This is a genomic window from Companilactobacillus baiquanensis (genome assembly GCF_003946605.1).
Lineage (GTDB): Bacteria > Bacillota > Bacilli > Lactobacillales > Lactobacillaceae > Companilactobacillus > Companilactobacillus baiquanensis.
In genome coordinates this window covers 134,649-146,860 of sequence record NZ_RHOQ01000003.1, presented here as the reverse complement: position 1 = coordinate 146,860, position 12,212 = coordinate 134,649, and the positions used below count along the sequence as shown (strand labels likewise).

At 34.6% G+C, this 12,212-nt stretch carries 14 protein-coding genes; 3 read left to right on the top strand and 11 right to left on the bottom strand.

Going from position 1 to position 12,212, the window contains the following annotated elements; genetic code table 11:
* Nucleotides 1–75: 75 nt before the first annotated feature.
* Complete coding sequence (locus EKM77_RS06285) at nt 76–831, bottom strand: DeoR/GlpR family DNA-binding transcription regulator (protein WP_125593212.1); 756 nt, start codon at nt 829–831, stop codon at nt 76–78.
* A 189-nt stretch (nt 832–1,020) separates the two neighbouring features.
* On the opposite strand from EKM77_RS06285, the gene EKM77_RS06280 reads away from it, so the two are divergent.
* The gene (locus EKM77_RS06280; protein WP_125593211.1) at nt 1,021–1,794 is read left to right on the top strand and encodes a class II aldolase/adducin family protein; all 774 of its coding nucleotides are present in this window, start codon (nt 1,021–1,023) and stop codon (nt 1,792–1,794) included.
* A 354-nt stretch (nt 1,795–2,148) separates the two neighbouring features.
* On the opposite strand, the gene EKM77_RS06275 is transcribed toward EKM77_RS06280, so the two are convergent.
* The 4 genes from EKM77_RS06275 to EKM77_RS06260 all read right to left on the bottom strand — a co-directional run bounded on the left by EKM77_RS06275 (nt 2,149) and on the right by EKM77_RS06260 (nt 4,774).
* A complete protein-coding gene (locus EKM77_RS06275; protein WP_125593210.1) occupies nt 2,149–2,658 on the bottom strand; it encodes an SLAP domain-containing protein in 510 nt (169 codons plus the stop codon).
* Between the two features lie 375 nt (nt 2,659–3,033).
* Nucleotides 3,034–3,303 carry a 30S ribosomal protein S14 gene (gene rpsN, locus EKM77_RS06270; RefSeq protein ID WP_125593209.1) on the bottom strand — a complete coding sequence of 90 codons (270 nt, stop codon included), beginning with the start codon at nt 3,301–3,303 and terminating at the stop codon, nt 3,034–3,036.
* A gap of 104 nt (nt 3,304–3,407) precedes the next feature.
* On the bottom strand, nt 3,408–4,031 hold the full coding sequence (locus tag EKM77_RS06265; RefSeq protein ID WP_125593208.1) for a GyrI-like domain-containing protein: 624 nt from the start codon (nt 4,029–4,031) through the stop codon (nt 3,408–3,410).
* An 11-nt stretch (nt 4,032–4,042) separates the two neighbouring features.
* Nucleotides 4,043–4,774 carry a GntR family transcriptional regulator gene (locus tag EKM77_RS06260; protein WP_125593207.1) on the bottom strand — a complete coding sequence of 244 codons (732 nt, stop codon included), beginning with the start codon at nt 4,772–4,774 and terminating at the stop codon, nt 4,043–4,045.
* A gap of 187 nt (nt 4,775–4,961) precedes the next feature.
* Here EKM77_RS06260 and EKM77_RS06255 point away from each other — a divergent pair, with 187 nt between their 5' ends.
* Together EKM77_RS06255 and EKM77_RS06250 are read left to right on the top strand one after the other, a co-directional pair.
* Nucleotides 4,962–6,827: a glucose PTS transporter subunit IIA gene (locus EKM77_RS06255; RefSeq protein ID WP_125593206.1), complete on the top strand. Its 1,866-nt coding sequence runs from the start codon at nt 4,962–4,964 to the stop codon at nt 6,825–6,827.
* A gap of 5 nt (nt 6,828–6,832) precedes the next feature.
* Entirely contained in the window at nt 6,833–7,948 is a 1,116-nt protein-coding gene (locus tag EKM77_RS06250; protein ID WP_125593205.1) for an SGNH/GDSL hydrolase family protein, read from the top strand.
* 127 nt (nt 7,949–8,075) lie between these two features.
* On the opposite strand, the gene EKM77_RS06245 is transcribed toward EKM77_RS06250, so the two are convergent.
* The 6 genes from EKM77_RS06245 to EKM77_RS10955 form a co-directional block, all read right to left on the bottom strand.
* The gene (locus EKM77_RS06245; protein WP_125593204.1) at nt 8,076–8,915 is read right to left on the bottom strand and encodes a DNA/RNA non-specific endonuclease; all 840 of its coding nucleotides are present in this window, start codon (nt 8,913–8,915) and stop codon (nt 8,076–8,078) included.
* Nucleotides 8,916–8,917: 2 nt separating this feature from the next.
* A complete protein-coding gene (locus tag EKM77_RS06240; RefSeq protein WP_125593203.1) occupies nt 8,918–9,544 on the bottom strand; it encodes a sunset domain-containing protein in 627 nt (208 codons plus the stop codon).
* Between the two features lie 12 nt (nt 9,545–9,556).
* A complete protein-coding gene (locus EKM77_RS06235; protein ID WP_125593202.1) occupies nt 9,557–10,006 on the bottom strand; it encodes a threonine/serine exporter family protein in 450 nt (149 codons plus the stop codon).
* A gap of 9 nt (nt 10,007–10,015) precedes the next feature.
* Nucleotides 10,016–10,777, bottom strand: coding sequence for a threonine/serine exporter family protein (locus EKM77_RS06230; protein WP_125593201.1), 762 nt, complete (start codon nt 10,775–10,777; stop codon nt 10,016–10,018).
* Nucleotides 10,778–10,934: 157 nt separating this feature from the next.
* A complete protein-coding gene (locus EKM77_RS06225; RefSeq protein WP_164507732.1) occupies nt 10,935–11,897 on the bottom strand; it encodes a DMT family transporter in 963 nt (320 codons plus the stop codon).
* 136 nt (nt 11,898–12,033) lie between these two features.
* Nucleotides 12,034–12,201: a hypothetical protein gene (locus EKM77_RS10955; RefSeq protein ID WP_164507731.1), complete on the bottom strand. Its 168-nt coding sequence runs from the start codon at nt 12,199–12,201 to the stop codon at nt 12,034–12,036.
* Nucleotides 12,202–12,212: the final 11 nt, after the last annotated feature.

Sequence of the window (12,212 nt, the reverse complement as noted above, 5' to 3'; positions counted from 1 at the left end):
AGTGCATAAATCACTCCTTTTATCTGTTCAAATTTTGAACAGATATTGATGATTGTTCCATACCGGTTCATTTCATCAATACACTATCTCCACATTTTGACCTTCAACTGCCTGTAAAAAATCTTCCGGTGGCATTTTGTCAGTCACAATAATATCGATATCTTCATGACCACAAAGTCGATAGTAGTCAACTCGATTTATCTTAGTATGGTCACAAAGTAAAATTGTATTTTCAGCTTGCTTCATCATCTGAGATTTGACAGCTGACTGCTCATCACTCGCCATATAAACTCCGTTTGCATCTACACCGGCACAGGAAATAATTGCAATATTAGCATGAAAACCTTCCATAAACTTCCTAGCAGAATCGCCAATTATTGATCCTGAAAAAGGACGTAACCTGCCACTAGCGATAAAAGTTTTGATCTTAGGGTTTCCATTTAAGCTCATTGCTAGATGCAGTCCGTTAGTAATGACTACGAGATTATTACGTTCACTTAAATAAGGCTCTAAATAGGAAGCAGTTGTACTGGAATCAATTATTAAAGCCTGATTATTTCCTATAAATGTTTCGGCAATACTGGCAATATATTTTTTGCAATCTAAATTTTCACCAGCTCTGACTTGATAGCCAAATTCAACATTATTATCACTAACTAATTCAACTTGTCCAAAGTTTCGACTGATCTTATGTTCCTCTTCCAAAACGATTAAATCTCTTCTTAAAGTAGAACGGCTTTCGTAAGTAAGTTCCTCCAAAAGTTTCATATCCACAATTTTTTTCTTATTCATTATTTCCATTATTTTATCTAAACGTTCTTTTCGATACATGAATTATTGCCCCCCTATTTTCTGAACTTTTATGAACACATATGAACTGCATATTGGTTACCATCTGAACTTTATTCAATCTTTTTAACCATTGTTCCTATTTAATCCTAGCAGGATATAATGGGCATTGACATCAAATGTTGTATTTTATCCACAAAAATAATATTTCATTTGAAGGAGTCTTTTATTATGAAAATGATGTTTCAAACTGAACGTGAGGATCTAGCCAACACAGTTCATAAAATGTTCGATAGAAAAGATACAAATATTGCCGGTGGAAATATGTCAATTAAGGTTTTTGATCAAAACGATCACCCTTATATTTTGATGACACCAACATTTATGTCTGAAACTTTCTATGCTGATTTGCATCCCGCACAAATCATGGTTATTGATGCTGAAACTTACGAAAAAGTTGATGGTGTTGGAGATGTCACTAGAGAAGTTAATATGCACGAAGAGGCATATACAGCCCATCCCGGAATCCGTTGTGTCTACCACTCACACGCACCCAAAGCAATGTTTTGGGCAACATCTGGATTAGATATGCCAAACGTCACCGAAGTAACACGTGAATTAGGAGAGATCAAATGTCTACCATACGCACCAGCATGTACTCAAGAATTAGCAGATACAGTTCATGATGCATTATTAAAGATCGGTGACAAAGCCATGGAAAATGTTTTCCTATTAAATAGTCACGGAATCTTAGTAACAACTACTGATCTACACGTAGCAACAAGAGTAATGGAAACACTAGAATGGAATGCTGAAATTGCTTATCAACAAACGATCTTTATTAAATTAGGTTTACTACCAGATTATCAATCATGCGGCAAGAACTACAAAGAACCAATGCCAAAAGGAGCCTTGCCAGGAATCGCTATGCCACAATTTAATAAGGAAGCAAGAGAGCATCCTTTCCCTGATAATATTCAAAGACCAAACGAAGACAAATATTAGAGAGTTAAAAAAGTCAGCACAGAATGCTGGCTTTTTTTAATAGTTTTTGTCAAACTCGAAAATCTACCGAAAACAACAAAAACAATTACTATTTTCCAACGATATATCAATCATTTATACCTTGTAAAAGCCTATTTATAGGCCTTTACAAAAATATCCCATTTTTTGTAAGAATGTCTTTCAAAAAATGGGATATATAAATACACTTATGGTTGTATAGTAATAACTGTAATAGATGTTAACCCTCGAAAGAAAAAAAGTAACGTACACACATATAAGTAATATAAAAAGCCCACTGACCACACATCAGCAGGCTTCCCACACACACAACACACACACATTAATTTTTAAATATTACGAAATTGAAGATGTAACTTTTTGTTCAATGACATCATACATTGAAACGTAAGCATCAGTAGAAATACGTACATAAGGTATTCCAGATTGACTAGTGATAACTGAGTCTGAATACCATGAACTTCCTGGAGTAACAGATAAATCATCTCTCTCTTCGAAGTTATGATTATAAATAGGAACTGAATGATCTGAGGCTACTTTGATAACCTCGGGTCTTTTTTTGTACAAATAACTATCATCTGAGCTTAAATATGCCCCTGTTGAGACTTCGTAGTAGTCTTTGCCATTTACATTATTAACTTCACCGACAGCCCATGTACTGTTAGCTGGTAAGGCAACGTCAATTTGGTCGCCAGATTCATCATAAAGTGTAGCCTGTTCTGATGAAACTTCGGCAGTGTAATTCTTAGCGGTAACTGAATGAGCCTCCGCTGTTGTTGGTGCTGCAAATGCTGCTCCGACTCCCAAAACGGATGCAGCTAAAAACAAAATAGATGTCTTTTTCATGTTTGTACCCTCGACTTTATTATTTAAGTTACGATATAACGTACACAAAATAACCACACATTATTTCATATACACACAAGAGATAAACCACACACGTTAATCTCTTTTCAAATATTATATTACACACATAGAAAGTAAATTACAACGAAAAATTCCATTTTTCGTAAACCAATCTTACGAAAGTTGGAATAAAATTATACAATTATTGTGCTATAAGGCTTTCCAGGCATTATCAAAAAATATTAAATTATTTATATCAAAATAAGAAAATGGAATTTTACCCAAATTAATTACTATTTTCAAAAAAATAAGCGTGGCAATCCTAAACCGGATTACTACGCTTATTAATTTAATGCTCAAAAGTTGAACACATTTTTACCAACTTGCTTTTTTGACACCTGGAATTTGTCCAGCATGTGCTAAAGAGCGAAAATTCAAACGAGACATTTTGAATTTACTCATATAGCCTCTTGGTCTGCCATCAATTAAATCACGAGAACGTAATCTAGTCGGTGAAGCATCCCTTGGAAGCTTACTTAATTCTTCATAATTGCCAGAACTCTTTAGTTCTTGACGTAAATCTGCGTATTTAGCAACAGTTTCCTGTAATCTCTTTTCACGCTCAATTTTTGCTTTTCTTGCCATAAAAAATACCTTTTCCTCTATTTTTTGTGAGGAAGTCTCGCTAGATAATCATCGAATCACGTTTGACAATACCAAAGCTTTATTAATATAGCAAATAATTTAACTTATTTAATTTCATATCTTAAAACTGTTTTTAATTTGTCAGGCGCTACCCTTCTAGCATCTGACAAATAAATTTCACGATGAATCATTGAAGCTCTTGTTTTACCAAGTTTTTGACATTCAAGATCCATGAGTTTAAAACTAGCTGGTTCATCATCATATTTTCCAACATGTAAAATCTCTATAACTTGCTTAGGCTGATAAGTCTTTTGTTCTAGTTCTTCAATTAATGGATGATATTTCTTTTCTTTAACATTCTTAATAGCAACCTGAACAACTTCTTCTGGTACAAAATCTGGAATACGCATCATAATATCGTAAACAAATTCATTCTTATCTAAGTGATCCATTTTTTGACCAGCTTCGGTTAACGACCATACTCCTTCTAATGGAAAAACAACATAATCATCAAATTCTACATCCTTATCTTGGCAAAATTTTCGATAAGCTGCTTTTATACCATAGGAAATAGGATACAAAACTTGCAGACGTTCTTTAAAATCTGAACCATTAGGATCGCCTTGTCCCGGTAGAGAAATGAAAGTTTGCTTTGGAATATTTAACACTACTGGTTTTTGTTTGGGCAAATAAAGACTTTTTTCCTGCTTACGCCACTCGTATTTCATATCAGTTTCTCCTAGTAATATTGAAATCCTAACATTGCAAAGTTATTGGGAACATAACGTGTTTCTGTATATTCAAAAAGGCTTCCGGCATCAGTGTAAACGAATTTAATTAAAGATCCTACACAGTTTAAGCTGCCTAGTTCTAAAACTTCATTGTCTCTTTGGCTAGCTGAAACAACAGATGAAATAGATCTTTGAGCCGCAACTTTGAATAAGTTATTATCTCGAATATATTGATAAACAGATCCTTCCGCGTCTTCTCTAGTAAATCCCTTTAAAGCGTCAGCTCTAAAGTAACTATGATCAATCGCTAATCCTTTTCCATCAAATAAACGTAACCTTTCTAGATAAAAAGCTTTATCATTGATATTAAATGAGGTTAGATTAGCTGTTTTTTCATCAATCATTATTTCTTTGAAACTTAAAACGTCAGTGTCCAATTCCTGAATAAATTTATTTTGTGGAAATGAACGTAATCCTTGAAATCCCTCAGAATTATTAGCTGAGAAAACTACTTGATCACTGCGGACTGGTTCTAAAACGACAACCCCTCGTCCTTTTACAGCATATACCAGACCCTCTTCTTGTAATTGTTTCAAGGCACGACGGACAGTATTCCGTGTGACGTCAAAGCGGGCCGAAAGATCTTCTTCTCTTGGAAGTGAGCTCTTTGGTTGATATACATTTGTCTGTATTTCTTTCTTTAACGTTTCATAAATCTCTGTATATAACTTCTTTGGCATCAGATTTTCCTCAACTTAGATTGTAAAAGAATTATTTGTTTAAACACAGTATTATAATATGTTTAAACATGGTATTATAATAACAGTGAAAGCGTTATCAATGAAACCCTTTTTTTAATTTTATCTATTCTAATATATATTTATTATAAACTATAAACCTCATTTTTATTGATATGGAGGGAATATTATGCCTAATACGACTAGTTTAAATTTACTGTCACCGGTATCTGGAAATATAATTCCTCTTACAAAGGTAAATGATCCCGTTTTTTCACAAGAATTAATGGGAAAAGGTTTTGGAGTTGAACCCGATAAAAATAAAATCTTTGCTCCAGTGAGTGGAATAGTTGCCTATGTCGCCGGGACTTTGCATGCTTTTGGAATTACGACAGCAGATGGTGCCGAAGTTTTGGTACACATGGGGATCAATACTGTGGAATTATCAGGAGCACCATTCACACTCAACATATCCGTCGGACAAAGTATAACCGCTGGACAAGAAGTTGGCTCAATGGATATTCAAAAAATAAAGAATTCCGGACGTCCGACAACTGTCGTAGTGGCAATTACAAATACTGAAGACTATTTGAAAGATATTAAAGTAGAAATTAGCAAAAAAAATGCCACAGAAACTGCAGCACTTGTCACTCCAAAAATAGTTAAGCCTAAAGAAAAACCCAACATTTCCTATTCTCAAATTGCAACCGAGATCATTAAAAATGTAGGTGGTAAAGAAAATATTAAATCATTGATTCATTGCATAACAAGATTACGCTTTTACTTGAAAGACGAATCACTCGCCAACGATAAAGCCATTAGAAGTATCCCCAAAGTAATCGACATCGCACATGGTGCTGGACAATATCAGGTCGTTATCGGTCAAGAAGTCACCAATATTTATAACGAAATAATAAAACAAATCGGAACTGATTTTGCCAATAAACCAATTAAAAATGATTCGACCAAACATTTTACCTTCACTCAAGAAATGAAAAAAGGTTTATCGAGCTTTCTAAGTGTTCTTACCGAATCGATTGCTCCTTTAGTGGGGATATTAGGAGGAGCTGGTGTATTCAAAGGTATTTTGGCAATTTTGGTCCAGTTTAATATCATGAATAAAGCTAGTGTTACTTACTTACTGCTTAATTCGATTCCTAAAGGTGTCTTTTATTTTATTCCGGTACTTCTAGGCTATACGGCAGCAAAAAAATTACATTCCAATCCAATAATTTTAGCGGTGGTTGGTGCGATACTAGTCTACTTTTCTACCGTTGCTACTTATTTGCCGTTACCCACCATCCTTACAAATTATGCGTCATCAATTTTTCCAATAATCTTTGCGGCTTGGATCGCTAAACCGTTGGAAAAGTTATTAAAGAAGACGATACCTAAAATATTGCAGACTATGTTTTTATCAATAATAGAAATAATAATCTTATTATTGATAATTACCGTTATTGCTGGTCCAATCATTCTTGTTGCTAGTTATAAACTAGCCGATGGTGTCGATATTGTGTATAATTGGAATCCTGGATTTATTGGATTATTAGTTGATGGATTTTATCAATTTTTAATAACTATGGGACTGCATTGGATCGTTATTCCAGTGGCACTAAACGATTTAGCTACAAACGGCCACAGTTACTTGAATGCTCTTTTGTCCATAACTATGGTGGCACAAGGTGGCGCTGTACTAGCATTAGCAATAAAAACTCATGATAAAACAGTTCGTAATAAAACTTTCAAAGCATCTGTTTCAGCATTTTGTGGGATCACTGAATCTGCACTTTACGGATTCATTTTAAAACATAAACGTATATTCGTTTTATCCAATATCGGCAGTGGAATCGGTGGTTTGATCTGTGGGTTATTACATGTAAATAATTATGCTTTAACCGGTTCGCTTGTCGGGATATTATCTTTTGTTGATCCTAACGTAGGTATCAATACTAACTTTTTAAATGCGATTATCGCACATTTAAGTACACTACTAATTACTTTTGTTCTAGTCTACTTTTGGGGAACTCAAAAAAAATCAAATGATCAAAGGTGATAATTATGATTACTACTGACACATGGTTACAGGAATTCTCGGATTACCATAATATTTATAATATCAATGAATCAGGACATCAAGAGATCACTATTTTTAAACCTTTAGCCACTAAAGAAATTCGTTTATTGATAAATAACCTTTATGACAACGTTCCTTTAAAAATCACAAAGTTAACTTTAAATAAGCCTGGACATAAACCAATGGTGGTTACAGTTAATGGTCAAAGTAATTTTGAAATAGCACCAAAAACTACGCAATGGACAGATTGGCTAAATATTGACATCAAGGCAAATGACTATTTAACAATTAACATTTATTCTCCCAACAAAACTATCCATTCACTGGGATCAAATTTATCAGAATCATTTACTAAAGTTAAAAATTTTAGTAATCGAAACGACGGCTTCTTCTTTGGCATATCAGCAGTCCAAGCCCAGGTCCAAAAAAAACCCATTAAGATTGCCTTTTTCGGAGACTCTTTAACTAACCAAGGATTCTTCAGCGCCCCACTTTCGAAGGAATTAACTTATATCAATCGAATCGTGACCGCAAACTATGGTATTTCAGGTAATCGTTTATTAAGACCAGGTAGTGGCAAATCCCAATGGGTTCAAAGCTTTGGACCGGCTGGTGTTGATAGATTTGATGAAATGTTAATGGATTTTCAACCTGACATCGTCATTTTTATGGAAGGTGTTAATGACTTACTACATCCCGGTGCAGGTAGTCCTATTAGTGAACTTCCTACCAGTAAAGAATTAATCGCTGGGATCAACGAGTTAAATCTAAAATGTTCGCAAAATAACATTATCTTTGTTCCAATGACGGTTACCCCGTTTAGAGGTAATATCAATAATGGTATTTATGCTTGGAATCCTAAAAAAGAAGTTATTCGACAAGAGTTTAATAAATATATTATTCAATCATTTCCTTATGCCGTTGATCTAGCTCCTTTCGTTAGCGACGCTTCGCAAACTAGGTTGGCCTATGAATTTGATAGTGGCGATCATATCCATACATCTAAATGTGGTGGTAAAAAAATTGCCCGATTTATCGAACGAAATCTAATAGATAAAGGTCTTGTCGCCGTTGTTAAGGCAAATCGACAAGTAATTTAAGGTAAACAAGCCCAGCAATCCAAGTGGATTGCTGGGCTTGTTTAGTTTAAGCGGAAAAAGCTATGTTGTGTTGCACGTTTATGCTGTATATTTCGAGACAAAATAGTTTTGTCTCAGATGCTCTTATTTAACCAACTTGGCTAGTTCCGTCATTGTAATTCAAAGTTACACCTGATTGCACGTTGAAAATATAAACGTTAAATTGAATAGAATTATCACCGATCGACTGTGCTTCCATTTGTACTCCGCGTGCTAATAATTCGTCTCCCCGAAAAATGGGTGTGACACGATATCTAACAAAATGGCTACTACTTTGTTTTAAATAATAAGCAATATCCATTTCATGTGCCTGCATCTCTGGACTATTCAAAGAACGAGTTCCAGTCATAAGATTTTTAGGATTATTATTTTGGCCTGTTAACTGATACCCGATCAAATGACTACGATTGTAAAGCCATCCTGAACTGATTTTCTTATTATGCCACCCGGTTGGATTCCAAGTTAGACCAGTCCTTTTTGCGGTCGGCATCAGTGAAGAATTTAATAGTGCATTGGCTGCTGTGGCACGATTCAAATTGTCTAAATCTCCATACGTCTGCCAAGCACCTTGACTAGTTGATTTATCCTGATCAGAAAATTCCGGTTGATTATTATTTACAATGATCTCTTGTGTTCCAGTGTAATCAAGATTTGCTAGATTAGTTTTAGCTGTATCAGAACTATTATTGCTAAAAGTTCCTTGATCATTTTCTGCTAAATAGTCTTGATCCTTCGTAATTTTATTTTGAAGATCTTTAATATCTGATTTTAGTTCATCATTTTGCTTGTTTAATTTGGCAGCTTTTTTCTGATATGAATAGTTTTTAACTATCTTAGTTTTAGATGCCGATTCAGTTTGAGAGCTACTGCATCCGGCTAAAGTAAATAAGGCTAAAAATACGATAAATATATTAAATGATTTCTTCATAACTATACCTTCGCCTTTCTATATCCAGCCGCAATTGCTTCTTGTTCCGATTGAAAATAAACTGCATTTGAAGAATTCATATTGTAGCCCCTTTGTCCGGGAACGTGATAAATGTGTGAATTCTTATTACCTACAATTTGACCGGAACTAGCGGTATTCATATCACCTTTACTAGCTGGGCTTGGCTCTGGTTTTGATTCTGGTTTTTGCTGTGATGCTTGGGCTTGATTTTGTTCTGCTTGTTGTGCTTGTTGAGCCTGTTCTCTACCCGCATCTTCTTTTTCTTTATCTTTTTTTGCGACTAAATCGTCTTTTTTATCCTGAGTGTCATCAGCCTGTTTAGTTAATTTAGCCTTTTTGGCAAGTAGTGCTAAATGTTCTTTTTTAGCAATCTTATATTTGTCTTTACCTACATATTTTTTAACAATTTTTACATTATCTGTAGTGGATGACTTAACTTCTTTAGACTGATTACCAAATAAGAATAGTAATACAAATACAAACAAACTAGTTAAAAACCTTTTCTTAATACCCTGCCCACGCCTGTTTTTAGAGCGAAAAAACTTTACCCCATAGTAGATCGTCAAAATAATAAAAATTATTTCTGCCAACTTTAATATAAAATTCATCCCCATATCTCCCTATAATTTCAATTGAGTTTTGTAATACCATTCTCCTATTATTTGCGCAATCATAAAGCCAGTGGCAATGGATCCTGCCACCATCGATACTTTAACTCCCAAAGCTATCGCCTGATCAAAATTACCAAGCACTAAACTACTGACAGCTTGATAGGCTGTTGCTCCAGGCACCAATGGAACTAATCCCGGAATATTAAACAAGATGACCGGCATTCTTTTAACATGCGAAAAAATAATTCCACAAATACCAACACTTATACCTGCAACCAGATTGGAAAACATCCTGCCAGAACCCGCTTCAAATAAAACCCAATACGTTAACCAACCTATCGCACCTGACCAGCCGGCGAGATTCAAAGCTCTTTTAGGAATATTTATTATCAAACCAAATCCGGCGGTACCAATATAGCTAAGTACGACTTGAATTATTAATTTTAAAAAATAGCTCATAATAACCTCCTAAAAGTACCTGAATAAAACTGCAATACCGACTGAAATTGCACATGCACTCATTCCAGCCTCTAATGCCCGTTCTAGACCAGATAATAAATGTCCCGCCAACATATCACGTAAGGCATTTGTGATCGCCACACCAGGTACTAATGGCATGACCGCACCAATAAGGATACTGTTCAAATTATGTCCTAATCCAAAGTGAACTCCTAACATCGCTAAAGCTCCCAAGATAAATGATCCCAAGAAATCACTGATAAAACGAATCGAGGTCGTTCTTGTAACATAAAATGCGACTAAATAACCAATAGTTCCAGTTACGCCCGCTAAAGGTATATCAAACCAGTCGTATTGTTGCGTGAAAACGATCATCATAGTGGTACTTACTAAAAATGCTCCCAATAACTGCATCCACATAGGATAAGTTGGTAAATTTTTATCTAATTTATCCAATTCAGATCTTAATTGACTTAACGTCAATTCCTTATTTCCATATCGCCGAGACAGTGTATTAACTCGATCGACCTTTTCCATATCGATCCCACGATGATTCACCGACCTGAATTGTGTCACTGACTTTCCCCTGATACTCATCATGACACCGGTTAAAGTAGTAAATGAAGCACTATTTTTTTGACCAGAATTATAAGCAATTCTTCTAACAGTATCTTCAACACGATACATTTCAGAACCGCCTTCGATCATCAATCGTCCTGCCAAAAGACAAGTGTCAACTACCTCATTAATATTCTCATCATTGTCACTCATTGAACATCACCTCGTTTTCATTAAAGTTAGTATAATTTTTGAATCATAATACTTCAATCTTAAAGAAAGAAGTATTACTAAAGCAACTAGTTTTTTAATAATAAAAAAAGTATCCATCAGAAACTTTTATAGATCAGTTTCTAACAGATACTCATTTTTAACCATTGGTAGTTCGTTTAACCAAGGCAATAACACGGTAAGCAATATCTTCACCAACAAGTGTAATAGCTGAACCGGCTAAAATAATAACGATTCCGACGATTGTTCGACCATTTATAGCCTCGCCTAAAATAAATAATGACAAGACAGGTGCTAAAGCTGGCTTAATCAAAAAGATCAGTGAAGCTTGAACAATACCAACTTTTTCCATTGACAAGAAATAAAGTCCAAACGCTACCCCTGTCACAAGTATTGATATATATAAAATTAATGGCAATGTTTGCCAAGTAAGTCCTTTAAAGAAGGGAACATTAACAAATTCACTATAACGAGCAGGTAGATTATTAACTAAACTAGTATGTGTCAAGCCCATCAAGATAGCCAACTCACCCGCACCAAATAAAAATGCTAGACAGGTCATCGACAAACCATTGATACCAATTTTACCCCCGTAAATTCTGGACATAACGCCATATAATCCAAAAATAATAGAAGAAAGTAGTCCCAAAATAATTCCTGTTGGTTTACTTAAATTGAAAGGATTAATAATAACTAATAATCCAATCAAAGTTAAGACCAATGCAAACGTATTAGTACGAGTAAGTTTTTCGCGGAGAAAAATAAATCCGATCATCAAGCCAAAAATTGGATTAGCACTCAAGATAATCGCAATGACTGATGCTTTAGAAATTTGGATCGATAATTGATAAAGCGTCATACTGACAACAACAATGACAAATCCCGTCAGTGCACAAAGTAATAGATCCCTTGTTGACAGCTTAATATGATTTTGTCGCAAATGCATGATAGCAAATGGTAAAAGTGCTAAACCACCGATCAAGAAACGAATGAAATTTAATTCAACCGGATTAAATTGTCCTCCGGCTATCTTCAAGGCAATTTCCATCGAACTGAACAAAAACATCGGTATGATTATATATAGAATAGATTTTATCTTCAAAACTTTAAGTACATCCCCTAAATTTTAGTAAGTAAACAATATAAGTTTACTACTTTGGTGGTAGTGAAATTAAGGGTTAATTTCAAATTTAATAGTGTATCCGATTTCACAAGCAACAAAAAAAAGAGCTCGTAGCTTACGAGCTCTTATCTCTTAGAACTTCAACTTTTTGAATTAAACTATCTAAAAGTATATCGTCAATGTTATTTTGTTCCAATAAATGGTCAATAGACTTATTCAAGCCATCGATCGACTTGCATTCTAAGAGTGAATTTAAATCCTTTTGATTTTTATTATTGGACACGGTAATCACCC

Coding starts and splice junctions, on each gene's coding strand:
- EKM77_RS06285 (WP_125593212.1), bottom strand. CDS start 831: ATGTATCGAAAAGAACGTTTAGATAAAATAATGGAAATAATGAATAAG.
- EKM77_RS06280 (WP_125593211.1), top strand. CDS start 1,021: ATGAAAATGATGTTTCAAACTGAACGTGAGGATCTAGCCAACACAGTT.
- EKM77_RS06275 (WP_125593210.1), bottom strand. CDS start 2,658: ATGAAAAAGACATCTATTTTGTTTTTAGCTGCATCCGTTTTGGGAGTC.
- rpsN (WP_125593209.1), bottom strand. CDS start 3,303: ATGGCAAGAAAAGCAAAAATTGAGCGTGAAAAGAGATTACAGGAAACT.
- EKM77_RS06265 (WP_125593208.1), bottom strand. CDS start 4,031: ATGAAATACGAGTGGCGTAAGCAGGAAAAAAGTCTTTATTTGCCCAAA.
- EKM77_RS06260 (WP_125593207.1), bottom strand. CDS start 4,774: ATGCCAAAGAAGTTATATACAGAGATTTATGAAACGTTAAAGAAAGAA.
- EKM77_RS06255 (WP_125593206.1), top strand. CDS start 4,962: ATGCCTAATACGACTAGTTTAAATTTACTGTCACCGGTATCTGGAAAT.
- EKM77_RS06250 (WP_125593205.1), top strand. CDS start 6,833: ATGATTACTACTGACACATGGTTACAGGAATTCTCGGATTACCATAAT.
- EKM77_RS06245 (WP_125593204.1), bottom strand. CDS start 8,915: ATGAAGAAATCATTTAATATATTTATCGTATTTTTAGCCTTATTTACT.
- EKM77_RS06240 (WP_125593203.1), bottom strand. CDS start 9,544: ATGAATTTTATATTAAAGTTGGCAGAAATAATTTTTATTATTTTGACG.
- EKM77_RS06235 (WP_125593202.1), bottom strand. CDS start 10,006: ATGAGCTATTTTTTAAAATTAATAATTCAAGTCGTACTTAGCTATATT.
- EKM77_RS06230 (WP_125593201.1), bottom strand. CDS start 10,777: ATGAGTGACAATGATGAGAATATTAATGAGGTAGTTGACACTTGTCTT.